Source organism: Streptomyces jeddahensis (assembly GCF_001642995.1).
Classification (GTDB): Bacteria; Actinomycetota; Actinomycetes; order Streptomycetales; family Streptomycetaceae; genus Streptomyces; species Streptomyces jeddahensis.
The window spans coordinates 24,950-49,349 of the sequence record NZ_LOHS01000080.1 but is presented as its reverse complement, the minus strand read 5'-3'; the positions used below and the strand labels follow the sequence as shown (position 1 = coordinate 49,349).

Here is a 24,400-nt window from a genome sequence, read left to right as displayed (position 1 = left end):
CCGCCGCCGTGTAGGTGCGTTCTCCCCCACCCCGCCCCTTCCCGTAACCATGGGCGCTGCCCCTGGACCCCGCTGGGGGCTCCGCCCCCAGACCCCCCGATCGCCCTTCGGGCTCGTCCTCAAACGCCGGACGGGCTGGAATGGGCATGGAAGGAGCGCCCGCCCCGCGGTCCAAGGCGCTTGCCGAGCCGTTCCGGCTCAGCAGCAGCGGCCGGGGGCCTCGCATTCGCGCTGCGTGGTGCGCATCCGCTCGTACTCCCGGCGGGTCGGTACCGGTGCGTGCGGGTGGTGGCGACGGTGCCGCTCGCAGTAGCGGTCGTACTCCGTCTCGCCCGTCACTTCCCGCGCGTACCAGAGCACGGTGTCCACGACCTTCCGTACGGCGCTCATGAGCCCGCCCCGACCAGCGTGTCGTCGCTGCGCTGCTCCGGCACGTCGATGCGCGACGCGACGTACGGTGCCTCGGTCGTCGGCAGTGGCTCGGTGGCGCGGATGGCGCGGACGCACACCACCGCGCAGTTGACCAGGACCGTGAGGACCAGCAGCAGGAAGATCGCCATGATCACGCCGTCGACGGTGTTGTTGAGGACGATGGTGTGCATGTCGTCCATGTCCGTGGCGCCCGGCAGGAGCTTCCCCGCGTCGATGGCATCCGCGTAGACGTCACGCTGGGCGAAGAAGCCGATCTTCGGGTCGTCGGAGAAGATCTTCTGCCAGCCGGCGGTGAAGGTGACGGCCACGTCCCAGACCAGCGGGATGCCGGTCACCCACGCCCAGCGCAGCTTGCCGGCCTTGATGAGCATGGTCGTGGTGACGGCGAGAGCGACCGCGGCCAGCAGCTGGTTGGCGATGCCGAACAGCGGGAACAGCTGCTTGATGCCGCCGAGCGGGTCGGTGACACCGGCGTAGAGGAAGTAGCCCCAGGCGCCCACGACCAGGGCGCTGGTGATCCAGATGCCCGGCTTCCAGGTGACGCGTCCGATCGGCTTCCAGACGTTGCCGAGCATGTCCTGGAGCATGAAGCGGCCGACCCGGGTGCCGGCGTCCACCGTGGTCAGGATGAACAGCGCCTCGAACATGATGGCGAAGTGATACCAGAAGGCCTTCATCCCGGCGCCGCCGAATACCCCGGCGAAGATCTCCGACATGCCCACGGCCAGCGTGGGCGCGCCACCGGAGCGTCCGACCAGCGTCTGCTCCTCGACGGCCTTGGCCGCGGCCGTCAGCTGGTCCGGGGTGATGCTGAAGCCGAGGCCCTTCACCGCCTCCGACGCGGTCTCCACGGTCGGGCCGAGCAGCGCGGCCGGGGAGTTCATCGCGTAGTAGAGGCCCGGTTCGAGGACACAGGCGGCGATCAGCGCCATCACGGCGACGAACGACTCCGTGAGCATGGAGCCGTAGCCGATCAGCCGGACCTGGGACTCCTTCTGGATCAGCTTCGGCGTGGTGCCGGAGGAGACGAGCGCGTGGAAGCCGGACAGGGCTCCGCAGGCGATGGTGATGAACAGGAACGGGAACAGCGATCCGGCGAAGACCGGTCCGGCGCCCGTCGAGGCGAACTCGGTGACCGACTCGGCCTTGAGGGTCGGGGCGGCGACGGCGACACCCACGGCCATCAGGGCGATGGTGCCGACTTTCATGAACGTCGACAGGTAGTCACGCGGGGCCAGCAGCATCCACACGGGGAGCACGGACGCGACGAAGCCGTAGCCGACCAGGCAGAAGACCAGAGTCTCGGGGCTCCAGATGAAGTACCCGGCCAGGGAGGAGTCCTGGATCCAGCCGCCGCCGAGGATGGCGAGCAGCAGCAGCGCCACACCGATGACGCTGGTCTCGACGACCCTGCCCGGCCTCAGGTAGCGCAGGTAGAAGCCCATGAAGAGGGCGATGGGGATGGTCATGGCGACCGAGAAGGTGCCCCAGGCGGACTCGGCGAGCGCGTTGACGACGACCATCGCCAGCACCGCGAGCAGGATGATCATGATGGCGAAGACACCGATCAGCGCGGCCGCACCGCCCACCTTGCCGATCTCGTCCCGGGCCATCTGGCCCAGGCTCTTGCCGTCCCGGCGCATGGAGAGGAACAGGACGATCATGTCCTGCACGGCGCCGGCGAAGATCACGCCCGCGATGATCCAGATGGTGCCCGGCAGATAGCCCATCTGCGCGGCCAGGACCGGTCCGACCAGCGGACCGGCGCCGGCGATGGCCGCGAAGTGGTGGCCGAACAGCACCCGCTTGTCGGTGGGGTGGTAGTCGACCCCGTCCTCCAGCCGCTCGGCCGGGGTGGCGCGGGTGTCGTCGACCTGGAGGACCCGGCGGGCGATGAAGCGGGAGTAGAAGCGGTAGGCGATCGCATACGAACCGAGCGCGGCCATCACCAACCAGACGGCGGAGATCTCCTCGCCCCGGGAGAGGGCGAGCACGCCCCACCCGACCGCGCCGACGACGGCGACGGCGATCCACAGCAGGATCGCCCGCGGTGTCATACGGGCACGGGGCGAGGACGAAGGCGGCGCTGGGGGCTCCGGGTGACCGGATTCGGGCATGGCGGACACAGGCATGGCGGCTCCTCACCTTGGCGGTGGGCGGTGACGGGGGTGAAGTGGGTGCAAAGGGGCGTGCTATGACGGGTGATACGAACGGTGTGACGATGGGTGATGACGAGGGGTTTTACGAGCGCCCGCCCGGGCGCGCCCGGAATCGGGGACGCCGGCGTTCGTTCCTGGCCAGCAGATGCGCGGCGAGCAGGCAGAGGCCGCATCCCGGCACCCAGGCGAGCTGGTACCAGTAGAAGAACGGCATCCCCGCCAGCCGCGGGCTCGCACCGGCGTACCAGGGGACCCACAGCAGCCCCGCGGCGGGAGCGAGCAGCAGGACGACGGCGACCCTGCGTATCCGGTGGTGACCGGTCCGTGCCATGACCTGCGCTCCTCTCCCGCCGGCTGTCGGTCTGTGCAAGAGTTGCGCACCCGGCGGAACCGGTTGACAGCGAATTTTCCAGAAGATTTCCGCCGGTTTTCTGTCATCCGGATCGGCCTCCCGCGCAACTCCCCCGCGAGGGCTCAGGCACACCAAGGACGGTGACCCATGGCGGATGGCGCCATGACCGCGACGTTCCTCGCCGTCATCGGCGGGGCGTCGCTGCTCGCCGTCACGGCCCGGCGTCTGCATCCCAGCGACCGGCTGCCGTCGCTGGAGGGCTGGGCGCTGGCCGACCGGGGGCTCGGACCCGTGTGGACCTGGCTGCTGCTCGGCGGCACGATCTTCACCGCGTACACCTTCACCGCCGTACCGGGCCTTGCGTACGGCAGCGGCGCGCCGGCCTTCTTCGCGGTGCCCTACACGGTGATCGTCTGCCCGCTCGCCTTCGTCCTGCTGCCCCGGCTGTGGGCCGTGGCCCGCCGCCACGGCTATGTCACCGCCGCCGACTTCGTGCGCGGACGCTACGGTTCACCGCCGCTGGCGCTGGTGGTGGCGCTGACCGGGATCCTCGCGACGATGCCGTATCTCGCGCTCCAGCTGCTCGGCATACGTGCGGTGCTCACCGCCGGCGGCCTGTATCCGCGGGGCGCCGCCGGCGACCTGGTGATGGTCGCGCTCTTCGCCGGGCTCGCGGTGGCGACCTACCGGCACGGCCTGCGCGCCCCCACGGTCATCTCGGCCCTCAAGGCGGTCGCCGTCTTCACCTCGCTCACCGCCGTCTGCTGGCTGGTCCTGAACCGGCTCGGCGGTCCGGGGGCGGTCTTCGACACCGCGGCACACCGGCTCGCCGAGGCGGGCGCGGACCGGAATCCGCTGCTCCTCTTCCCCGCGCAGCAGCCCGCGTACGCCACCCTCGCCCTGGGCTCCGCGCTGGCCCTGCTGATGTACCCGCACGTGCTCACGGCCGGTTTCGCCGCCTCAGGGCCTGACACGGTGCGCAAGGTCTCCGTGGCCCTGCCCGCCTGGACGGCGCTCCTCGCCCTCTTCGGCATGCTGGGCATCGCGGCCGTGGCGGCGGGAGTACGCGCCCCCGAGGGCGGCGCCGAGGCGGCCGTGCCGATGCTCGTCGACCGCCTCATGCCGGCTCCGCTGGCCGGGCTGGTGTTCGCCGCGATCATCGTGGGTGCGCTGGTACCGGCCGCCGTGATGTCGATAGCGGCCGCGACGTCGTTCGTGCGGAACGTCTACGTCGAGTACTTCCACCCCACCGCCACGCCCAAGCGGCAGGTACGGATCGCCAAGGCCGTCTCGCTCACCGCGAAGGTGGGCGCAGTGGCCTTCGTGTTCGGCCTGCGCGACCAGGACGCCATCAATCTCCAACTGCTCGGCGGCGTATGGATCCTGCAGATCTTCCCCGCCGTGGCCGTCGGCCTGTTCACCGGGCGGCTGCATCCCCGTGCCCTGCTCGCCGGGTGGGCGGTGGGCATGGCGTCCGGGACCGTGATGGTGGTGCGCGAGGGCTTCTCGTCCGTCGTACCCTTCGGCCCCGCCGACCAGCCGCTGGAGATCTACGCCGGGCTGGTGGCCCTGCTTCTCAACCTGACCGTCGCCGTGGTCACGTCCACGGCTCTCGAACGCCTCGGCGTCCCTCGCGGCGCCGACGCGACCGACCTGCCGTCCCGCCTGACCCTCAGGCGACGCCCCGAGACGGGAGCGAGCAATCCGTGAGAACGAGACAGGACACCCCGGTCAAGCCGCCGCAGCCGGCAGCGGCCAAGCACCCGGCAGCCGTGGAGACCACGTCGGCCCCGGCCGAGCACGCGGCCGGCCCACCCGCCCTGGCCCCCGCGGTGAGCGACCCGGCCGACCTCGAGCGGGAGGCCGCCCTCGCCGACCTCTTCGACCGGCACTACGCCTCGATGCTCCGCCTCGCGGTCCTGCTCGGCGCCGACGACCCCGAGAACGTGGTGGCCGAGGCCTACTACCAGATCTACCGGAAGTGGCGGCGGCTGCGGGACGCCGAGGCGGCCGAGGCGTATCTGCGCTCCACGGTGTGCAATCTGACCCGTATGCGCATACGCCACCTCCAGGTCGCCCGCAAGCACGCGGAGACGCCGCCGGCGGACAACGTCGCCTCGGCGGAGAGCACCGCCCTGCTCCACGACGACCAGCGCGTGCTGATCAGCGCACTGCAGCAGTTGCCTGCCCGGCAGCGGGAAGCGCTCGTCCTGCGCCACTGGCTCGGTCTGAAGGAGAGCGAGATCGCGGCCGCCATGGGGATCTCGTGCGGCTCCGTCAAGACGCACACCGCGCGCGGCATCGCCGCCCTGACGCAGGTGATGGAGGCTCGGCGATGAACGACACCACACCGGACAGGACGGAACCGGGCCGGACGGAACAGGACGCGATGGAACCGGACAGGACGGAAGCACTGAACAGCACGGAAGAACTGAACAGGAGAGAGCTGAACAGGACGGAGGCGGCTGGGGTGGACCCGGGCCGGACCGCGACCGCACACGACAGGACCGAACTCGAACTGCGCGCAGCCCTCGAGGCGCTGGCCGGTGGGGTGCAGGCCGCCCCCGACGCGTACCGCACGGCCCGCGGTGACTGGCTGCGCCGCGAGCGCCGGCGGCGTCTCGTCCTCGCCGTGCTGATCACGGTCGTCTTCGCCCTGGCGACGCTGATCGGCCTGTGGGTGCTCAACCAGGCCCCGTCCGACCCCGGTGTCATCTTCTCCGACGCCCGCACGGCCGCCCAGGCCGCCGCCGGCTCCGGCTCCGGCTCCGGCTCCGGCTGACACGATGTCAGCTGGAGCCCGCCCCCACCGCTCGGGGGGACGCGCCGCCCCCGAAGCCGAGGACCCGGCGACGCCCCATGCCGCCGGATCCGCCGGGTCCGGTCACCCGCCCAGAGGCCCGTCCGGGTTGGCATCGGTCCCCGCCGGGAATCCGCCAGACGTGCACCGACCCATCGAGGACTACGCGCTCATCGGCGACCACCAGACGTCCGCCCTCGTGAGCAGGGACGGCTCCATCGACTGGCTGTGCCTGCCCCGCTTCGACTCGGCGGCCTGTTTCGCCGCGCTCCTCGGCGACGAGGAGAACGGGCACTGGCGTATCGCGCCGAAGGGCGAGGACGGCCCGTGCACCCGCCGTGCGTACCGCCCGCGTTCACTCGTCCTCGACACCGTGTGGGAGACCGCGACCGGCACGGTCCGCGTCACCGACCTGATGCCGCAGCGCGACCGCTGCCCCGATGTCGTACGCATCGTCGAGGGCCTCGACGGCGAGGTGACGATGCGCAGCACCCTCCGGCTGCGCTTCGACTACGGCTCCGTCATCCCCTGGATGCGCAGGTCCGACGGCCATCGCGTGGCCGTGGCGGGCCCCGACTCGATGTGGCTGCGCAGCGAGCCCGAAGTGCGCACCTGGGGAAAGGACTTCGGTACGCACGCGGAGTTCACGGTCGGCAAGGGCGAGAAGGTGGCGTTCGTGCTCACCTGGCACCCCTCGCACGAGCCGCGCCCACCGCAGTGCGACCCCCACAAGGCGCTGGCAGACAGCCTCGAGGACTGGCAGGCCTGGGCGGACCGGTGCCGGTACAAGGGCCCGTACGCGGACGCGGTCCTGCGCTCGCTCATCACGCTCAAGGCCCTCACGTACGCGCCGACCGGCGGCATCGTCGCCGCCGCCACCACCTCGCTCCCCGAGGAGATCGGCGGCGTGCGCAACTGGGACTACCGCTACTGCTGGCTGCGCGACTCGACGCTCACGCTCGGCGTGCTGCTGGCCGCCGGCTACCACGAAGAGGCCAAGGCCTGGCGGGACTGGCTGCTCCGCGCGGTCGCGGGCAGCCCCGGCGACCTGCAGATCATGTACGGCCTGGCGGGCGAGCGCAGGATCCCGGAGTACGAATTGCCGTGGCTGCCGGGATACGCGGACTCGCCCCCGGTGCGGATCGGCAACGAGGCGGTGCAGCAGCTGCAGCTCGACGTGTACGGCGAGGTCGTCGACTCGTTCATGCTGGCGCGCCAGGCGGGCCTTCCGCCGAAGCCGCACGCGTGGCAGGTGCAGCTCCGCCTGCTGGAGTTCCTGGAGTCGGTTTGGCGGCAACCGGACTCGGGGCTGTGGGAGGTCCGCGGCCCGCGCCGCCACTTCGTGCACTCCAAGATCATGGTGTGGGTGGCCGCCGACCGTACCGTCCGCGCGCTGGAGGCGGACCCGAGACTGCGCGGTGACATCAACCGCTGGCGCGCGATGCGGGATGCGGTGCACCGCGAGGTGTGCGAGCGCGGCTACGACCCGGAACGGGGCACGTTCACCCAGTCCTACGGCTCACGTGAACTGGACGCCGCCCTGCTGCTCATTCCGCGCGTCGGATTCCTGCCACCCCACGACCCACGGGTGACCGGCACCATCGAAGCGGTCCGCAAGGAGCTCGCCCACGACGGCTTTCTGCGCCGCTACAGCACGGACGACGAGACGAACGTCGACGGACTGCCCGGCGGCGAGGGCGCCTTCCTCGCCTGCTCCTTCTGGCTCGCGGACGCCCTGCACCTGACGGGACGCACGCAGGAGGCCCGCGAGCTGTTCGAACGGCTGGTGGGGCTGTGCAACGACGTGGGCCTGCTCGCGGAGGAGTACGACCCCGTGCACCGCAGGCAGCTCGGGAACTTCCCGCAGGCGTTCAGCCACATCGGCCTGGTCGGGGCCGCTTTCACCCTGTTCGGGACCGAGGAGGCAGGATAGGGCCATGGATCTTGGACTGAAGGACCGTGTCTACGTCGTCACCGGAGCCACCCGGGGACTGGGCAACGCGGCGGCGCGCGAACTCGTCGCCGACGGCGCGAAGGTGGTCATCACCGGCCGGGACGAGAAGCGCGTCGCCGATGCCGCCGCCGAACTGGGCCCGAACGCCGTCGGCGTGGCCGCGGACAACGCGGACCCCGCCGCAGCCGGGCGCCTCATCGCCGCGGCGCGCGAGCACTTCGGGGGCTTCGACGGCGTACTGATCAGCGTCGGCGGCCCCGCTCCCGGTTTCGTCGCCGACAACACCGACGAGCAGTGGCAGGCGGCGTTCGAGTCCGTCTTCCTCGGCGCGGTGCGGCTGGCGCGTGCGGCCGCGGCGGAGCTCGGCGAGGGCGGCGTCATCGGCTTCGTCCTGTCCGGCTCGGTGCACGAGCCGATCCCCGGGCTGACGATCTCCAACGGCCTGCGCCCGGGGCTTGCGGGTTTCGCCAAGTCGCTCGCCGACGAGCTCGGTCCGCGCGGCATCCGCGTCATAGGTCTGCTGCCGTCCCGTATCGACACGGACCGAGTCCGCGAGCTGGACGCCCTCTCCGCCGACCCGGAGGCCGCCCGCGCTGCCAACGAGGCGAACATCCCGCTGCGCCGCTACGGCACCCCGGAGGAATTCGGCCGCACAGCGACATTCCTGCTGTCACCGGCGGCGTCGTACCTGACGGGAATCATGCTCCCGGTGGACGGCGGCGCAAGGCACGGCTTCTGAGGGGGTCGTATCTGCTGTGGGCAATCGTTCCGCAGGGCGATGGGGGTTCCCCCTGCTCGAGCGGAGCCGAGAGCTTGGGGGAGGGTGGGCACAGCCCCACGACGCACGGTGCCTCAACTGACCCGCTCCGCGCGGTGCCGTACCGCATGGAGCTGAACCTCGGCAGGCAGCCGGTCAAGCCCGGCGGAGCCCCGCGCATGGGCGAGCGCCTCGCCCACCAGCCTCCGCACCGCATCACCAGGCGCGGCGAACGGCTCGAGCACCAGCCGCACCCGCGCCTTGGGGGCGCTCCGCCGCCCGGTCAGCGTGGCGTGCGCCCGCTCGACACCGTCCAGCGTTCCCGCCTCGCTCGCCAGGACGGTCTCCAGGGCCCGCCCGCGCAGCAGCGCCCCTTCGCCGTCGCCGGTGTCGACCAGCACCTCGGCCAGCCGCCGCCGGCGCAGCTGGGCCGACAGCCACCACAGGGCGAGCACCAAGGACACCGCGAGGACGGCGATGACGGCGGGCCACCACCAGCCTTGGTCCTGCCACCTGGCCCGGTCGGCGTCGCTCACCAGCACGTCGTCCTTGCCGTCGTGGATCCACCACGACGGCGGCGTGACGCCGAGGCCGACAGCGAGCACCGAGCCGCCCAGCACCAGCAGCACCAGGCCGGCGATGCCGAGCAGTACGCGGTTGACCGTCCCCAGCACGGCACTCATCCCTTCCGGCCGGGCCGGCGGACGTGCACGGAGAGTGCGGGCGCCCGGCCGAGCCCCAGCTCCCGTACACCGTCCGCGAGCACGGTGTCCAAGTCGGTGCGCACGTCGTCGAGGTCACGGAAGTGCGACACCGCGCGGACATCGACCTTCCTGCGCCTCGCACGCACCCGTACGGACTGCACTCCGGCGACCTCCATGGCCCGGTCGCGCAGCACCATGGCGGCGGCGTCGCGGTGCAGCCCGGACCGTACGTCGGGGTGCACGCGCCGCATCGGCAGGACCGCCCGGCGGCCCGGTGTGGCGGCGAGCACCAGCAGCCACAGGCCCAGGGCGGCGGCCACCCCGGCGCCGGTCAGCATCCAGGGGTCGTCGAGGGGGCGTTCGGCGAGCTCGCGGGCGAGGGTCCTGCGCCACTGCATCGCGGGCCGGTCCGCGCGCACGGCCGCGATGTCGTACAGCATCAGCCCCGCGCCTGCGAAGACCAGCAGCGCGAGCAGCGCCGCGGGGATGCGGCGTGCGGACCAGAAGCGACGGGGCCTGCGGTTGTCGCCCTCGGCGGTCGGCAGCGGTTCGTACGAGGCCGCGGACGCGGACTGGTCGAGCCCGTTCTGCGTCCCGTCGTCCTTCCGCTCGATGACCGGTAGAGGCCGGGTGCCGCCGACCGAACCCGACGGGCCTTGGGACTCGCTCACCGTGTCCTCCCCTGTGCCGCGCTGCGCGCGTACGCCGAGTGCAGCCGCTCCACCTGGACGGCCACTTCGGGCACCTCCATCCCCGCCAACGCTTTTACCCGCTGGGCGACTCGGCGACGCACAGCACCGCACTGGCGTCCGATGTCGGACGGATAGTCCAGTTCGAGGCTGATCCGGACGCGGGCGTTCTGGTTGTGCACCGTGACCGTCGCATGCGGCGGCTCACCGCCCTCGGGGACCGCGTCCAGCGCCTCTCGTGCCGCCCAGGCGGCGATCTTGGCGACGACCCGGTCCGCGATCCGGGTTGCGCCGCGCTCTGCAGGCTCGACGGACTGACCGGGCAACGGCGTCACCGCCGCCGTTCGCCGCGGGTACGGAAGAATTCACCGGGTTCCAGGTCCCCCTCCGCGAATCGCCCGGCGACGAATCCGACGGCGCCGAGCGCCGCCACCAGGAGGAAGGCTCCGAAACCGCCGAAGTATCCGGCGAATCCCAGCGCCATTCCGGCGATCAAGCCGATCACGGCCATGTTCATCGTGCGCTCCTCTGTGAGCCTCGAGAGCCTGCGGCAGGGCGACGTCCGCTACGGACCGGGCGTCACCCCACCGACCAGGAACGCTCGCTACTGCAGCCTCGTCTCGGACTCTTCTTCCTCTTCCTCCGGGAGCTTCACATCGCTGACGGCGATGTTGACCTCCACCACCTCGAGCCCCGTCATGCGCTCGACGGCCGCGATCACGTTCTCCCTCACGTCGCGGGCGACGTCCTCGATGGACACGCCGTAGACGACGACGATCTCCAGGTCGAGCGCGGTCTGCACCTCGCCGACCTCCGCCTTCACGCCACGCGTGACGGACTTGGCACCGGCGCCGCCCGGCACGCGCTCGCGCATGGCGCCGAAGGTACGGGAGAGACCGCTGCCCATCGCATGCACACCGAAGCAGTCGCGTGCCGCGAGCCCGGCAATCTTCTCGACGACGCCGTCGGCGATGGTCGTACGTCCCCGGGTGCCGGGGTCGCCGCCCCCGCGCCGCACCGGGCCGCCCTTCCTGCCCCGCTCGTCCGGCGATGCCTGCTCGCGGGGCTCCGGGCCTTTCTGCTGTGTCGTCTCAGTCATCGCCGCTCATCCTTTTGGGAAACTTTTGGGAGGGGATGTACTCCATTGCCCACATTAAGCGCGGTTTCCCCGCTGCGCGCCAGGGATGCGGCAGGCTGGAGCAATGACGGCGGACCGTTGGACACAGGCGGTGCGGCGACAGCTGCGCCTCGGCAGACTGCTGCCCCTCGGTGGGCCGCGCGACGGGGCGTGGCTGGCGGAATCGGCGGCCGACCGGGTGCTGCGCGCGGCGGCGGAGGCTCCACCGGGCAACACTGGGGCCGGAATCCGCCTCGGCGCCCTCCGCATCGCACCGGCGGACCCGTACGCACATCAGGAACCGGCCGTACCGCCACCGCCGAGCGCCCTGCCACCCGGCCCGCTCCGCATCACCGCGGAGTTCGCCGCGACCCCGGCCGACCCGCTCCAGACGACGGCCGACCGCCTGCGCACGACCCTGTTCACCACGGCGACGGAGGACATCGGCCTGACCGTCACGGAGGTGGACCTGCGGGTGACGGCCCTCCTCGACACGGAGGAGACAGCCGCAGCCCCGGATGAAGCGGCGGAGACGGGCGCGGAGACGGGCGCCGGGAAGCCCGGGGACGTGCAGCGGCGGCCCGCTGGCTCTCCGGAGGAGACCGCAGCGGGCGCACAAGCAGAAGGGCCCCCTGCCGACGAGGAACGGCGGGCGGAGCCGGGACAGCCTTCGGGTGTGGCCGAGGGACGGACTGCGGAGGCGGCGCAGACATCGGGTGCGGGCGGCGACGAGGCCCGGGTGGCCGCGGCGGTGCTGGCCGTGCCGGGTGTGGTCCGGCTGACGGGTACGCTCGGCGGCCGCGGCCGCGCGGTCCACATCGATGAGCACTCGCAGGCGGCATCCGACGCGGCCCTCCCGCGTCGGCACGTCCGCGTCGAACTGGCAGCCTCGCGCGACCACCGCACCCTCGACGTGGCGATCGCGGTCCGCGCAGCCGTGACCGAGTCCCTGCCCGGCCACCCGACGGTTGCGGTACTGGTGACAGAGCTGAGCTGACGTGATTACGGCGGCCCGGACACCGACGTGACCGCCACCAAGGAATCACCGCGGCCGCGCACGCCGACGCGGCACCGAGCAGGCGAGAGCCGACCCGTACAGGCAGGCGCCGATCTACGAGGCGGCCAACCCGGCGGCGCCAAGCCAACCCGAATCCCCGAGGCACCGGCCTCGCGCCCGCGACGACTCACCGCGCGGCGAACCAGCAATACGCGGGTACGGGCATACCCCGGCTGGCCGTGCGGCGGGTCCACCGTCCCGCAGACGCGCGGCCCGACCCCGCGCCGAGCAGTCACGGGCAAGCGCCGGACCAGACAGGCACCGAGGGCCCGCATCTACCACCGGCGGGCCGCGCCACACCCAAACGCACCGGCCTCGGCCGCGACAACTCATCCGACGCAAAGACGACGGGCAGGGGCACCGACACGCCTACAACCGCGCAGCGGGCCACCGGCACGGGGGCCACCGGCGCAACAGACAACCCGCACGGGGGCCACCGGCGCAACAGACAACCCGCACGGGGGCCATCGGCGCGGCAGACCACCGCGCGGCGGGCCACCGGCACAGTGGCCCGTCCCCGCACGGCACGGTGGCCCGCGCCCGCAACGGTTCGTGCCGCGCTCAGTCGCCGAGCCCCGCCAGGTCCCGCAGGCGACGGGCCTGGGCGGCGCGCTCGGCGGCGCGCTGGGCGTCGTAGTCGCGGGTCGTGGCGCCCTGGAGCAGCGCCTTCGTCTCGATCACCGCGTCCCGGGGCGCCGCGAGCAGCGCGGCCGCGAGGTCGTGGGCCGCGGCGTCCAGCTGGTCGCCGGGCACGACGAGGTTGGCCAGGCCGATGCGCTCGGCCTCGTCGGCGTGGACGAAGCGCCCGGTGGCACAGATTTCCAGCGCCCGGGCGTAGCCCACCAGCCCCACGAGCGGATGCGTCCCGGTCAGGTCGGGGACCAGGCCGAGGCTGGTCTCGCCCATGGCGAACTGCACATCGTCGGCGACGATCCGCAGATCGCAGGCGAGAGCGAGCTGGAAGCCCGCGCCGATCGCATGGCCCTGCACGGCGGCGATGGTCACGATGTCCCTGCGCCGCCACCAGGTGAACGCCTCCTGGTACTCGGCGATCGCCGCGTCCAGCTGCTCGTCCGAGCTCCGCGCCAGATCGATGAACGACGGCTCCCCGTCGAACCCTTCGGGCGTGAACGCCTGCCGGTCGAGGCCCGCGGAGAAGGACTTACCCTCGCCGCGCAGCACGACGACACGGACACTGCCCGGCAACACCCGTCCGGCCTCGGCCAACGCCCGCCACAGCGCGAAGTTCTGGGCATTGCGCTTGGCCGGATTGGCCAACGTCACCGTGGCGATCGCCTCGTCGACGATGAGCCGCACGCCGTCCTTGTCGAGTACCGGGTCGAGTGAAGCCATGGGGCGCCTCCGATGGGATGCAGTCGGGCAGGGTGCCGTACCCGGACACCCGTAAGTGACTGCACAGTAACCACCCGGCCGATCACCGGACCGACCGGGTGGCCACCCGGGAGGCCTCCGCCGTCAGCGTCAGGACGCAGCGGCCTTCTTGCCTCGCGTTGCCCCGCCGCGTCCCCGCAGCGTGACCCCGGACTCGCTCAGCATCCGGTGTACGAAGCCATACGAGCGGCCGGTCTCCTCGGCCAGTGCCCGAATACTCGCACCGGAGTCGTACTTCTTCTTCAGGTCTGCCGCGAGCTTGTCGCGCGCGGCGCCGGTCACCCGGCTGCCCTTCTTCAGAGTCTCGGCCACCCGTGCCTCCTCATGGGAAGTGCGCTCTGGACTCTCATGATCACCCCTCCGGAGCTTCCTGGCCACCCATTCGGCAAGGTCCGTGCAACAAGGTTTGGGCCGACGGAATGGATCAACACGAGCGGAATTTCAGCTTCCGGCGACCGTTTCGGCCGTCGCTTCCCGAATTCACAAGCTAAGTGCCAGGTCAGGGGCACATGAGGGCGCGACTCCGACCCGTGCCCGATCCGGCCCGAAATCGATGTACGACACACCGCTGTATGAGGAGATCTCACACAGATGATGGATCACGGATCGGCCGAATGATCCATACGCAGTGGATCAGCGAATTCGATCAAGCCGGGCGCCGCGCCGCCCGACTGAAATCCATCGAGCACGGCCGAGATAAAGGATCATGCCCGGACGGGAAGCCGGTCAGGCCAGGGCGACCAGGTCCGCGTAGTCGGCGCCCCACAGGTCCTCGACGCCGTCCGGCAGCAGAATGATCCGCTCCGGCTGGAGGGCGTCGACCGCTCCCTCGTCGTGCGTGACCAGGACGACCGCGCCCTTGTACGTGCGCAGTGCGCTGAGGATCTCCTCGCGGCTGGCCGGGTCGAGGTTGTTGGTCGGCTCGTCGAGCAGCAGGACGTTGGCCGAGGAGACCACGAGCGTGGCGAGTGCAAGGCGGGTCTTCTCGCCGCCGGACAGGACACCGGCCGGCTTGTCGACGTCGTCGCCGGAGAAGAGGAAGGAACCGAGGACCTTCCGCACCTCGACGAGGTCCATGTCGGGCGCGGCGGAGCGCATGTTCTCCAGCACCGTGCGGTCCGCGTCGAGCGTCTCGTGCTCCTGTGCGTAGTACCCGATCTTCAGGCCGTGGCCCGGTACGACCTGGCCGGTGTCGGGCTTCTCGACGCCGGCGAGCAGCCTGAGGAGCGTGGTCTTTCCGGCGCCGTTCAGGCCGAGGATGACGACCCGGGAGCCCTTGTCGATGGCCAGGTCGACGTCGGTGAAGATCTCCAGCGAGCCGTACGACTTGGAAAGGCCCTCGGCCGTGAGCGGTGTCTTGCCGCACGGCGCGGGCTCCGGGAAGCGCAGCTTGGCGACCTTGTCGGCCTTCCGCTCGGCCTCGAGACCGGCGAGCAGCTTGTCCGCGCGGCGGGCCATGTTCTGGGCGGCGACGGTCTTGGTGGCCTTGGCCCGCATCTTGTCGGCCTGGGCGTTGAGCGCCGCGGCCTTCTTCTCGGCGTTCTGGCGCTCGCGCCTGCGGCGCTTCTCGTCGGCCTCGCGCTGCTGCTGGTACAGCTTCCAGCCCATGTTGTAGACGTCGATCACGGAGCGGTTGGCGTCCAGGTAGAACACCTTGTTGACGACCGTCTCGACGAGGTCGACGTCGTGGGAGATGACGATGAAGCCGCCGCGGTAGGTCTTCAGGTAGTCGCGCAGCCAGATGATCGAGTCGGCGTCGAGGTGGTTCGTGGGCTCGTCGAGCAGGAGGGTGTCCGCGTCCGAGAAGAGGATGCGGGCCAGCTCGATACGGCGCCGCTGACCGCCGGAGAGCGTGTGCAGCGGCTGGCCGAGCACCCGGTCGGGCAGGTTCAGCGCGGCGGCGATGGTGGCGGCCTCGGCCTCGGCGGCGTATCCGCCCTTGGTGAGGAACTCCGTCTCCTGCCGCTCGTACTGCTTCATCGCCTTCTCGCGCGTCGCGCCCTTGCCGGTGGCGATGCGCTGTTCGTTGTCGCGCATCTTGCGGATCAGGACGTCGAGGCCGCGGGCCGAGAGGATGCGGTCGCGGGCGAGTACGTCGAGGTCGCCGGTGCGCGGGTCCTGCGGCAGGTAGCCGACCTCTCCGGAGCGGGCGACTGTGCCGGCGGCGGGGATGCCCTCCCCTGCGAGGACCTTGGTAAGTGTGGTCTTTCCGGCGCCGTTGCGGCCGACCAGGCCGATGCGGTCGCCCTTGGCGACGCGGAAGGTGGCGGACTCGATGAGGACGCGGGCACCGGCGCGCAGCTCGATACCGGAGGCGGTGATCACGGACAGACTCCTGAGCAGGGTGGACGGCGGGACGGGCGGCTGTGGAACGTCACGCCGTCTAATGCGTGAGGAGAATGGCCATGCAGCGATTCTAACGGGGCTGTGCAACCGGTTTTTCTGTGCGCGGCGATTATCCGCCGCTGAGCGCTGTGTTGTTGCGCACTGTCGCTTCCGGCACTGTGGTGCCGCCGCCTCTGCCGCCGGGGCCGCTGGGCCGCTCGTTGGCGAGGGGCGCCCGCCGCGGCACGATCCTGCCGAGCTCGTCGACCGCCACGACCTCGGCCGTCCAGGATGCGCCGGGGCTGCGGCAGGGCTGCGCCACGAGGAGCGCACGGCCGTGCCGCACGGATCGCGCGGGTTCGAACGCGCAGCCCCGGCGCGCGGGCAGCACCCAGCGCAGATCCCCGTCCGCGAGGCGGTACGCGGCGATGCGGTAGGGCGTGACGACGGCGAGCATGCGCGAGCCGGGAGCAAGCCGCTGCAGCACACCGGCTCCCTCACGCGCGCGTGCGGTGCGCAGCCAGGCGGCGGCCTCAGGGGCGGCACGGTGCCAGCGGACGGCGCGGCCGTCACGGCGAGCCGTGTCGGTGACCAGTCCATCGCTCCACAGCGTGATGGCGTGCCCGCGCAGGGGGAGCACGGACAGCGGCCTGTGCCCCTCGCGCGTATAGGCCCACCTGGGGCGTCCCGTTGCGGGGTCGTACGCCTCGACGGCCCGGCCCGTCGTGCGCAGCCGCGGCTCCGCGGCGCCCGGGTCCGCCACGCGCGCGTGCACGATGAGGTGGTCTCCGTAGGGCGCGGGGCGCGAGAGATGGGCCGCCGTGATGAGGGGCACCGCAGCCAGACCGAGGACCAGGGACAACACAAGGCGGGAACGACGGCGGGAGCGGCTGCCGGGCGAAGGGGCGTGCGGCGTGAGGTGCTGGGGCGCGGGGGGCTGCTGCGCCGACCGCCGGGGCGGGTGGTGCGGCGGAGCGAGCGTCTGGGCCACCAGCGATTCGGGGACGGGTGACTTCGGGGCGGGCCGCACCCGATGTCGCGCGTAGGCGCTCACGTCGGTCGCGTCGAACGGCAGAGCCGCCACGCAACACCCCCTTCCGCACCGCCATCCGATATCCCCGGGTGTGCCCCGGAATGCCCGCGAATCAGGCGGAGAGCGTAGCCGCGGCTGCTGTGGCCGGGCCGCAGGAGGCGTTCCGACACGGCGCAGGGGAGGTCACCCGTCCCTCGTTCGGCGCCTCCGGGGCGTTGTCAGTGCCCGGTGCAAGACTGTGGAGCGGGTCACATTCCGGCGTCGCTCGGCGCCGAGCACGGGAGAGAAGGAGTGATCGGCATGGCAGGCACTGAAGACGGACGTCCGAGCATCTGTCCGACGCTGTTGTACGCGGACGCGAAGGCAGCCATCAGACTCCTCACCGAGGTCTTCGGCTTCACGGAGGTCGCTGTGTACGAGGGCGAGGACGGCTCGGTGTTCCACGCCGAACTGGCCTATGGGAACGGCGTGGTGATGCTCGGCTCCAAGGGCCGCGGCGGCGTCTTCGACCAGGCGATGAAGGGCGCAGGACCGGCCGGGGTGTACGTCGTCGTGGACGACGTCGACGCGCACCACCGGCGCGCCGTGGAGCACGGGGTGGAGATCCTGATGCCTCCGACGGACCAGGACTACGGCTCGCGCGACTACATGGCCCGGGACGCCGAGGGCAACGTCTGGAGCTTCGGGACGTACGCGCCGCAGACGACGGCCTCCACCTGATTCCCGTCTGCCGTGCTCCGGGCCGGCTATGCGCCTCCCTTGTGCACCTGGAAGGCGGCGCGGCGTACGGCCTTGGCGAGCGCCGGGTCGGGGTGGGCCGCGGCGAGGGCCACCAGCACCTGGACGGTGCGCGGGTGGCCGACGGCGCGGACCTCGTTGAGGAGCGCCGGCACGGTGGGCTGCGTCGCCGACTCCAGGTGGCGTACGAGGAGTTGGGCCTCTCCGTGGTCGGCGACGGCCGCGGCCGTGTCCACCCACAGCCAGGTCGACTCCTCGCGGGTGAGCACCGCATGGACGTCCTCCGGGTCCACACCCTCGTGTTCGGCGAGCCACAGCAGGGCGTAGGGCCGCAGCGACGGTTCCTCCGCCGCCGCTCTGACGTCCGCCTCGGCCGGGCCGCCGACGACCCGCAGGGCCTCGAACGCGAGACCGCGCAGCAGCGCGTCCTCGCCGCGGGCGGCATCGAGGAGTTCGGTGACGGCGCTGCCGACGGGGCGGGCGGCGAGCCAGGCTCGGTACTCGGCACGTGCCGCGTTCGGTCGGAGCCGCGCGCACCCGCGCAGCATGTCCTCGGCGGGCTGCTCGATGTTCCCGGCGGGGCTCTGCGCGGCCACGCAGATCTGCTCGAGCTTGACCCAGACCGCCCAGCTGCCGAGGGGGGTGAGCGTGGCCTGCCCGTCGGAGCAGGTCAGCGCGCCGACGACGGCGAGCGCGTCGAGGGCCCAGTCGAGCAGCGGGCCCAGCGGGGTGTCCGGCGTCGCGGGAGCGGGTGGGGCAGGCACGGAGTGCGGGCCGTAGGGGATCTCACAGCGCTCGGTGCGCAGTTCCGTGACGCGCTGCTCGAGCAGGTCGAGCAACTGCGACACGGGAACCGGTCCGGCCGACAGCTGGAGCAGGGACAGCACCTGCGGCATCGCCTCGACGACCTCGGCGACCGCTGCGGGCGCGAGCTCATCCGGTGCGGGGTGGGCCAGCGACCAGGCGTCGAACAGGGCGACCCAGCCGCGCAGTACGGCGGAGTCGTCCCGGTCCCAGGCGCGCAGCCGCCAGCCGGGGCGTGCGCTGTCCCCGTGCACCTCGACGAGTCCGGCGAGCCGTGCGGTGTCCCAGTCGGCGCGGACCTGCTCGGCCGTCAGGTGCAGGTCGGCAGCGGCCCGTTCGGCGGTCGCGTCGGAGAGGGTGCCACCGCCGTCGGGCGTCGCGCCGCGGCGGCCCGGGCGCAGGGCGGCGTCGGCCCAGCGCGCGACCCGCACGGCACCGGCCAGTCCGCTGCGCGCCATGCGGGCCAGTTCCGCGGGCGGCGGAGTGCCCTCGGGAGGCCTGGGGGCAGGACGCCGGGAGCGCCGCTCGGACACCGCTCTCGGGGCGGCGGCAAGCGTTCGCGGGCGGACGAGTCTGAGCCTGGAGTCGCGCGGGATACGGGACGTCACGGGAGCAGTCTTCCGGTTGACGGTCCGAAAACCCAAACGGAATGCCACGCGGGTAGAGATGGAGGCCCTAAAAGCAAGTCAAGCGCGCCTGATCAGCCGTGAAACGGAAGGCTCGGGGGAAGGGCGCGGAGGTGCTCCGTCGGGTGAGCCGGCCCAGTTACCACTGCGTGGGGCACCGCATGCAGAAGGGTGACCCTTCGTCGTGGTGTTGTGCCCACCCGTTCCGCCCTGCGGAACGATTGCCCACAACCTAGCGGCGCGGCTGCCCACCCAGTCCCCCGACCCACCCACCAGCGGAAGGGACGGCTACATCAGAGGGGTGAGGAAGCGGCGCAGGGTCTCTTCGTAGCCCGCGGCGTCGGCGTTCCACATGGCGTTGTGCGGTGCGTTCGGCACTGCGTGCAAGGTGACCGTGTCGCGGCGGCGGTCGGCCAGCCGGCGGCTCAGTCCCCAGGGGGCGACGGCGTCGTCGGGGCCGTGCAGGACGAGGGTCGGTACCTTGAGCGCCTCCGGGTCGAGGCCCTCCTCGATGGCGCCTCCGTGCAGGCCGGCGCGGCCCTGTGCCGCGCGCACGGCGAGCGGCAGCAGCGGCCCCGGCGTGCGGCGGGCGGCGGCGAGAGCGCGCAGCGTGGCCTCCCAGCTGAGCACGGGCGAGTCCAGCACGAGCCCGGCGATCCGGTCGCGCAGCGACGAGCGTGCGGCGGCATGCAGGGCCATAGCGGCGCCGGTGGACCAGCCGTGCACGACGACGCGTTCCGCGCCGTACCGCAGTGCGTAGCGGATGGCGGCGTCGAGGTCGCGCCACTCGGTGTCGCCGAGGTGGCAGAGCCCGTCCGGGGACCGGGGCGCGCCCGGATCGCCGCGGTACGTGATGTCGAGCACGGGGTAGCGCAGCCGGTGCATGAACTCCATGAGGACCATGGGGTGCTCGCGCGTGGTGCCGAGGCCGTGCACGCTGATGACCCAGCTGTCGCGCGCACCGGGCACGAACCAGGCGGGCAGCGGACCGAGTTCACCGGGGATGTCGACGTCGGTGTACTCGAGGCCGAGGGCCGTCTTCGGGTTGCCGATGTGCACCTGCGGGGTGAGCCAGACGCGCGCGCCGGGCCTCAGCTCTCCGTAGGTGACGCGCTCGAGGCGGCGTACGACGGTGTCGGCGGGGTGCGGCGCGGTGTCCAGCACGCCGCCGACGACGGCATGGCAGCCTTCGCCGGTCAGGCCGTAGACACCCGGGCGCAATGAGGCGAGGTCACGGGTCAGGGTGACCTGTCCCGCGGCGGTGCCGTGGATGGTGAGACGCGGCTCGGTGGGCAGCGGCCGCCCGGCCGGCGCCTTCAGGGCGGCGTCGCTGGCGAGCCTGCCGGCGGCGACCATGGCCGCACCGGCACCGATCACAGTGGTGACGGCCGCTGCCGTCGCTTTGGCGGTGCGCACGGCTCCAGTGTCGGTGCCGGGGCGTCCGGCGGCCAGTGGAACGGAGGGCTGGAGTGACGCGATCTTCCGGCCACACCCCGGTGGCCGGCGTCACGGGGGGGCCTGTCCCCCGGCCACCGCTCAGCTCCGCGGCTGTCCGTATCCGCGCAGTTTCTCTTCCACTTCGCGGAGCTGGCCGCGGGACAGGAGGGTGGGCGTGCGGTCCGGCAGGGCGCTCGCCGTCAGCCAGACTCTGCACATCCACTCGAGCTGCGCCGTCCGGTCGTAGGCCTGGTCGAGGGTGGCGCCATATGTGATGGTGCCGTGGTTCTGGAGTAGACAGCCTGTGCGGTCCGCCAGGGCGCGGAGCATGTTCTCGGCCAACTCGTCCGTGCCGTACAGGGCATAGCGGGCGACCCGCACGGGGCCGCCCAGCGCGGCCGCCATGTAGTGGATCAGGGGCAGCTCCGGCACGAGGGTCGAGACGGCGGTGGCGTGCACCGCGTGGGTGTGGACGACGGCCCGGGCGTCGGTGCTGCGGTAGATCGCGAGGTGCATGGGCAGCTCGCTGGTCGGGGCGAGGTCGCCGAGTACCTGGTTGCCGTCGAGGTCGACAGCGACGGCGTCCTGCGCGGTCAGCCGCTCGTACGGGACTCCGCTCGGAGTGACCAGCACGGTCCCGCCGACGCGCACCGACACGTTGCCCGAGGTGCCGACGACCAGCCCGTCCGCCACGGTGCGCCGGGCCGTCGCGACGAGTTCCTCCCAGGCACGTCCCAGCGCATCCCGGGGCAGCGCGTCCTCCGGCTCGCCCGTGCCCGGCTCCTGCCGCTGCTCCAGGGCCTGCTCACGCTTCGGCCCCTGGCTACCCGCGCCTGCAGCGCCGCGACTACCCATGTCACCCATCGCCATCCACCCATCCGAATCCGCCCCGCCGGCCGCACGCACTGCAGGCCGCCACGCCACCACCCTGCCAGCCGCCCTGCCGGCTCCCCCACCGGCCACCCCGCCCGAGTACGCGCTGTTCCGGCACGGCCGCCGACCGCCGTCTGCGACGCCGGCCTTCCGCCGCCCCCCGCTTCTGCACACAGCGCATGTGCAGCACACGCCCACCGCCCACACCCACGGCCCAGGGCCACACGCACGCCCACGGCCCAACCCACGCCACACCGCCCATGCGGAACCGGATTGGCCGGAGATCGACGGTCTACAAAGCGGCCTCCGATACCCTCTGGTGGATTTGTCATGCACGTCGCCATCCGGGGGGGAATATGGCTCGTGATCACAAACCGTCCCGTCGTCATGCCCGCATCGTCGCGTTCTCCGCGGCGACGCTCGCGATAGGGGCCACCGCACTCGCCGAGATTCCGGTTTCCGCAGCGGGCAAGCCGAAGGGGCACGACGTCTCCTCGCACCAGAAGAACGTTGACTGGCAGAAGGCGAGGAGCAAGGGGGCGCGGTTCGTCTACGTCAAGGCGACCGAGTCCCACACCTACCGCAACCCGTACTACAGCCAGCAGTACAACGGGGCCCGCAACGCGGGCCTGATCCGCGGCGCCTACCACTTCGCGCTGCCCAACAAGTCGTCCGGCAGGACACAGGCGCAGTACTTCGTGCGCAACGGCGGATCATGGAGGGCGGACGGCTGGACTCTGCCGCCCGCCCTCGACATCGAGTTCAACCCGTACAGCTCGAAGAAGTGCTACGGCATGAGCAAGACGAAGCTGGTCGGCTGGATCAGGTCCTTCAGCAACGAGGTGAAGCGGCTGACCGGCCGCCGGCCCGTGATCTACACGAACACGTACTGGTGGAAGAAGTGCACCGGCAACAGCGCCGCCTTCGCCTCGAATCACGCCCTGTGGGTGGCCAACTACAGCGAGTCCGCAGGATCCCTGCCCGCGGGCTGGCAATATTGGACCTTCTGGCAGTACGACAACAGCGGCAGCCTGCCGGGTGACCAGAATCTCTTCAACGGCTCCATGACGGCGTTGAGGAAGTTCGCCCGGGGCTAGCCCGGGGTCAGGCCGAGCACGGCGGAACGGGCGCTTCCGCTGCAATTCCGGGCCTCCGCCGACCGCCATGATCGACCGTGCCGCCACTTCGCACACAACCGGAGTGGCGGCACATCGGTTCGAGCCACCCTGCGGCCCTCCTCAGTTCATCTTCCGTTCACTCAGGTTGCCTACGGTCCACGTGCCACTGACGTCAAACAGAAGCCTGGGTAAATGGAACACATCACGCTTCTCCTCGGGATCGTGATCGTCACCGCTCTCGTGTTCGATTTCACGAACGGTTTCCACGACACAGCCAATGCGATGGCGACAACCATCTCGACAGGCGCTCTGCGACCAAAGACGGCGGTGGCGATGTCCGCCGTGCTGAACCTCGTCGGAGCCTTCCTCTCCGTGGAGGTCGCCAAGACGATCTCCGGCGGCATCATCAACGAGGAGGGCATCAGAACCGAGGTGATCTTCGCGGCCCTCGTCGGCGCCATCCTCTGGAACCTGCTGACCTGGCTGCTGGGTCTTCCCTCCAGCTCCTCGCACGCCCTCTTCGGCGGCCTGATCGGCGCCGCCGTGATGTCCGCGGGCTGGTCGTCGGTCAACGGCGGCACCGTCGTCACCAAGGTGCTGATCCCGGCGATCGCCGCGCCGCTCGTCGCCGGCCTCGCCGCGACGCTGGCCACCCGCCTGACGTACCGGATAGGCAGCCGCGCCGACGACAAGGCGACGGCCCCCGGCTACCGCGCCGGACAGATCGCCTCCGCGGGCCTCGTCTCCCTCGCCCACGGCACCAACGACGCGCAGAAGACCATGGGCGTCATCACCCTGGCGCTGGTCACGGGCGGCGTCCTCGCTCCCGGCTCGAACCCGCCGATGTGGGTCATCGTCTCGGCCGGTGTCGCCATCGCGCTCGGCACCTACCTGGGCGGCTGGCGGATCATCCGCACCATGGGCAAGGGCCTGACCGACCTTGCGCCGCCGCAGGGCTTCGCCGCGCAGACCAGCGCCGCGACGGTCATCCTGGCCTCCTCCCACCTGGGCTTCTCCCTCTCCACCACCCAGTCCTGCTCGGGTGCCGTGATGGGTGCGGGCCTCGGCCGCAAGGGCGGCGCGGTCCGCTGGTCGACCGCGACCCGGATGTTCGTCGCCTGGGGTCTGACGCTGCCGGCCGCCGGACTCATCGGCGCGGCCGCCGAATTCCTCACGAAGCAGGGCACGTGGGGCGTCGTCCTCACCGGTGCGCTGCTGGTCGTCGGGTCCGCCGTGATCTGGGGGCTGTCCCGCCGCCAGCCGGTCACCCACGACAACGTCAACGACGTCGACGACAGTGACGACCGCGACGACAACGGCGGCGCCGGCGCGGACACCGCGGGCACCCTCACCGCCGCGATTGAGGACGACCTGAAGGCCACCATCCCGGCACAGCCCGGCGCCTCGCCGGAGCCCGCCAAGACCGCATCGGTGTAAGGAAAGAGCAGCATGAAGATCGACTGGGCAGCTCTCGGCTCCGTCTTCGGAGTCAGCCTCGTGGTCACCGTGGCCCTCGTGGGCCTGTTCACCCTGGGTATCGTCGGCCTCTCCAAGCGGGAGAGGGCGACGGAGCAGGGCGGCTCCGCCACCCTCGCGGTCAGCGGCGCGTACGCGTGCTTCGCGCTCTGCGCGGCGGCCGTCGGCTACGGGATCTATCTGATCGTCGCCTGACGGCAGCAGCCTCCGGCTTGGTGTGGGGTGCGGGACGTATGGACGTCCCGCACCCCACACGCGTATGCGAGGTGTGTGGGCCTTCGCACACTCTCCCGTCGCAGGTCAAGAGCGAGTTGACGGGCCTTCGCGGGGCGTGGTGGACTGCCGGAGCCATATACGGCGGCAGGAGAGGAAGCCGGTGCGAATCCGGCGCGGTCCCGCCACTGTCACCGGGGAGCGCTCCCCCACACGGAAGTCACGGCCCGTACGGACGGGTTGGAAGGCCGGGGGAAGCGTAGATCCGGGAGCCAGGAGACTCTCACCGCCGGTCACGTCGAACCAGGGCGCGGACCCTGAGTGAGGACATATCGCCATGTGCG

At 71.6% G+C, this 24,400-nt stretch carries 25 protein-coding genes and 1 riboswitch; of the genes, 10 read left to right on the top strand and 15 right to left on the bottom strand.

Annotated features, from left to right (window positions below; all coding sequences use genetic code 11):
• Positions 1–198: 198 nt before the first annotated feature.
• From STSP_RS16810 to STSP_RS16800, 3 genes are all read right to left on the bottom strand, one after another.
• Positions 199–390 carry a YbdD/YjiX family protein gene (locus STSP_RS16810; protein WP_067278283.1) on the bottom strand — a complete coding sequence of 64 codons (192 nt, stop codon included), beginning with the start codon at positions 388–390 and terminating at the stop codon, positions 199–201.
• Positions 387–2,564, bottom strand: a complete 2,178-nt coding sequence (locus STSP_RS16805) for a carbon starvation CstA family protein (protein WP_067278280.1) — start codon at positions 2,562–2,564, stop codon at positions 387–389. Before STSP_RS16805 ends, STSP_RS16810 begins: the two co-directional genes overlap by 4 nt.
• A gap of 109 nt (positions 2,565–2,673) precedes the next feature.
• Positions 2,674–2,922: a DUF3311 domain-containing protein gene (locus STSP_RS16800; protein ID WP_067278279.1), complete on the bottom strand. Its 249-nt coding sequence runs from the start codon at positions 2,920–2,922 to the stop codon at positions 2,674–2,676.
• Between the two features lie 168 nt (positions 2,923–3,090).
• Between STSP_RS16800 and STSP_RS16795 the strand changes: the two genes are divergently transcribed.
• The 5 genes from STSP_RS16795 (at position 3,091) to STSP_RS16775 (ending at position 8,436) form a co-directional block, all read left to right on the top strand.
• A complete protein-coding gene (locus STSP_RS16795; RefSeq protein ID WP_067278276.1) occupies positions 3,091–4,653 on the top strand; it encodes a sodium:solute symporter family protein in 1,563 nt (520 codons plus the stop codon).
• Entirely contained in the window at positions 4,650–5,282 is a 633-nt protein-coding gene (locus STSP_RS16790; RefSeq protein WP_067278274.1) for a sigma-70 family RNA polymerase sigma factor, read from the top strand. Before STSP_RS16795 ends, STSP_RS16790 begins: the two co-directional genes overlap by 4 nt.
• 131 nt (positions 5,283–5,413) lie before the next feature.
• Positions 5,414–5,725 carry a hypothetical protein gene (locus STSP_RS16785; RefSeq protein ID WP_067278302.1) on the top strand — a complete coding sequence of 104 codons (312 nt, stop codon included), beginning with the start codon at positions 5,414–5,416 and terminating at the stop codon, positions 5,723–5,725.
• Between the two features lie 160 nt (positions 5,726–5,885).
• Entirely contained in the window at positions 5,886–7,676 is a 1,791-nt protein-coding gene (locus STSP_RS16780; RefSeq protein WP_067278272.1) for a glycoside hydrolase family 15 protein, read from the top strand.
• Positions 7,677–7,680: 4 nt separating this feature from the next.
• A complete protein-coding gene (locus STSP_RS16775; protein WP_067278269.1) occupies positions 7,681–8,436 on the top strand; it encodes an SDR family oxidoreductase in 756 nt (251 codons plus the stop codon).
• 113 nt (positions 8,437–8,549) lie between these two features.
• Here the strand turns inward: STSP_RS16775 and amaP are convergent, their stop codons facing one another.
• From amaP to STSP_RS16750, 5 genes are all read right to left on the bottom strand, one after another.
• A complete protein-coding gene (gene amaP, locus STSP_RS16770) occupies positions 8,550–9,137 on the bottom strand; it encodes an alkaline shock response membrane anchor protein AmaP (protein ID WP_067278267.1) in 588 nt (195 codons plus the stop codon).
• A complete protein-coding gene (locus STSP_RS16765) occupies positions 9,134–9,829 on the bottom strand; it encodes a DUF6286 domain-containing protein (protein WP_067278264.1) in 696 nt (231 codons plus the stop codon). The genes amaP and STSP_RS16765 overlap by 4 nt, the downstream gene beginning before the upstream one ends.
• Positions 9,826–10,182, bottom strand: a complete 357-nt coding sequence (locus STSP_RS16760; RefSeq protein ID WP_067278262.1) for an Asp23/Gls24 family envelope stress response protein — start codon at positions 10,180–10,182, stop codon at positions 9,826–9,828. Before STSP_RS16760 ends, STSP_RS16765 begins: the two co-directional genes overlap by 4 nt.
• A complete protein-coding gene (locus tag STSP_RS16755) occupies positions 10,179–10,364 on the bottom strand; it encodes a hypothetical protein (protein WP_067278259.1) in 186 nt (61 codons plus the stop codon). The genes STSP_RS16760 and STSP_RS16755 overlap by 4 nt, the downstream gene beginning before the upstream one ends.
• 87 nt (positions 10,365–10,451) lie before the next feature.
• Entirely contained in the window at positions 10,452–10,946 is a 495-nt protein-coding gene (locus STSP_RS16750; RefSeq protein ID WP_067278257.1) for an Asp23/Gls24 family envelope stress response protein, read from the bottom strand.
• A gap of 103 nt (positions 10,947–11,049) precedes the next feature.
• On the opposite strand from STSP_RS16750, the gene STSP_RS16745 reads away from it, so the two are divergent.
• On the top strand, positions 11,050–11,961 hold the full coding sequence (locus tag STSP_RS16745; RefSeq protein WP_067278255.1) for a hypothetical protein: 912 nt from the start codon (positions 11,050–11,052) through the stop codon (positions 11,959–11,961).
• Positions 11,962–12,582: 621 nt separating this feature from the next.
• On the opposite strand, the gene STSP_RS16740 is transcribed toward STSP_RS16745, so the two are convergent.
• The 4 genes from STSP_RS16740 to STSP_RS16725 form a co-directional block, all read right to left on the bottom strand.
• Positions 12,583–13,374 (bottom strand): enoyl-CoA hydratase/isomerase family protein, encoded by a 792-nt coding sequence (locus tag STSP_RS16740; RefSeq protein ID WP_067278244.1) that lies wholly within the window; start codon positions 13,372–13,374, stop codon positions 12,583–12,585.
• A gap of 129 nt (positions 13,375–13,503) precedes the next feature.
• Positions 13,504–13,725, bottom strand: a complete 222-nt coding sequence (locus STSP_RS16735; protein ID WP_018533414.1) for a helix-turn-helix domain-containing protein — start codon at positions 13,723–13,725, stop codon at positions 13,504–13,506.
• Between the two features lie 414 nt (positions 13,726–14,139).
• Complete coding sequence (locus STSP_RS16730) at positions 14,140–15,738, bottom strand: ABC-F family ATP-binding cassette domain-containing protein (protein WP_067278241.1); 1,599 nt, start codon at positions 15,736–15,738, stop codon at positions 14,140–14,142.
• A 130-nt stretch (positions 15,739–15,868) separates the two neighbouring features.
• A complete protein-coding gene (locus STSP_RS16725) occupies positions 15,869–16,822 on the bottom strand; it encodes a PQQ-binding-like beta-propeller repeat protein (protein ID WP_198547363.1) in 954 nt (317 codons plus the stop codon).
• A 249-nt stretch (positions 16,823–17,071) separates the two neighbouring features.
• Between STSP_RS16725 and STSP_RS16720 the strand changes: the two genes are divergently transcribed.
• Positions 17,072–17,491, top strand: coding sequence for a VOC family protein (locus STSP_RS16720; protein WP_067278238.1), 420 nt, complete (start codon positions 17,072–17,074; stop codon positions 17,489–17,491).
• Between the two features lie 26 nt (positions 17,492–17,517).
• Here STSP_RS16720 and STSP_RS16715 read toward each other — a convergent pair whose 3' ends face one another.
• The 3 genes from STSP_RS16715 to STSP_RS16705 all read right to left on the bottom strand — a co-directional run bounded on the left by STSP_RS16715 (position 17,518) and on the right by STSP_RS16705 (position 21,231).
• Positions 17,518–18,921 (bottom strand): hypothetical protein, encoded by a 1,404-nt coding sequence (locus STSP_RS16715; RefSeq protein ID WP_078067243.1) that lies wholly within the window; start codon positions 18,919–18,921, stop codon positions 17,518–17,520.
• A 306-nt stretch (positions 18,922–19,227) separates the two neighbouring features.
• Positions 19,228–20,355: an alpha/beta hydrolase gene (locus STSP_RS16710; protein ID WP_067278234.1), complete on the bottom strand. Its 1,128-nt coding sequence runs from the start codon at positions 20,353–20,355 to the stop codon at positions 19,228–19,230.
• Positions 20,356–20,475: 120 nt separating this feature from the next.
• The gene (locus STSP_RS16705; protein ID WP_107441316.1) at positions 20,476–21,231 is read right to left on the bottom strand and encodes a class II aldolase/adducin family protein; all 756 of its coding nucleotides are present in this window, start codon (positions 21,229–21,231) and stop codon (positions 20,476–20,478) included.
• A 374-nt stretch (positions 21,232–21,605) separates the two neighbouring features.
• Between STSP_RS16705 and STSP_RS16700 the strand changes: the two genes are divergently transcribed.
• The 3 genes from STSP_RS16700 to STSP_RS16690 all read left to right on the top strand — a co-directional run bounded on the left by STSP_RS16700 (position 21,606) and on the right by STSP_RS16690 (position 24,038).
• Positions 21,606–22,346 (top strand): lysozyme, encoded by a 741-nt coding sequence (locus STSP_RS16700; protein ID WP_067278233.1) that lies wholly within the window; start codon positions 21,606–21,608, stop codon positions 22,344–22,346.
• 213 nt (positions 22,347–22,559) lie between these two features.
• Complete coding sequence (locus tag STSP_RS16695; protein WP_067278228.1) at positions 22,560–23,804, top strand: inorganic phosphate transporter; 1,245 nt, start codon at positions 22,560–22,562, stop codon at positions 23,802–23,804.
• A gap of 12 nt (positions 23,805–23,816) precedes the next feature.
• Entirely contained in the window at positions 23,817–24,038 is a 222-nt protein-coding gene (locus STSP_RS16690) for a hypothetical protein (RefSeq protein ID WP_067278225.1), read from the top strand.
• A gap of 171 nt (positions 24,039–24,209) precedes the next feature.
• A riboswitch (cobalamin riboswitch) is annotated at positions 24,210–24,339 on the top strand.
• Positions 24,340–24,400: the final 61 nt, after the last annotated feature.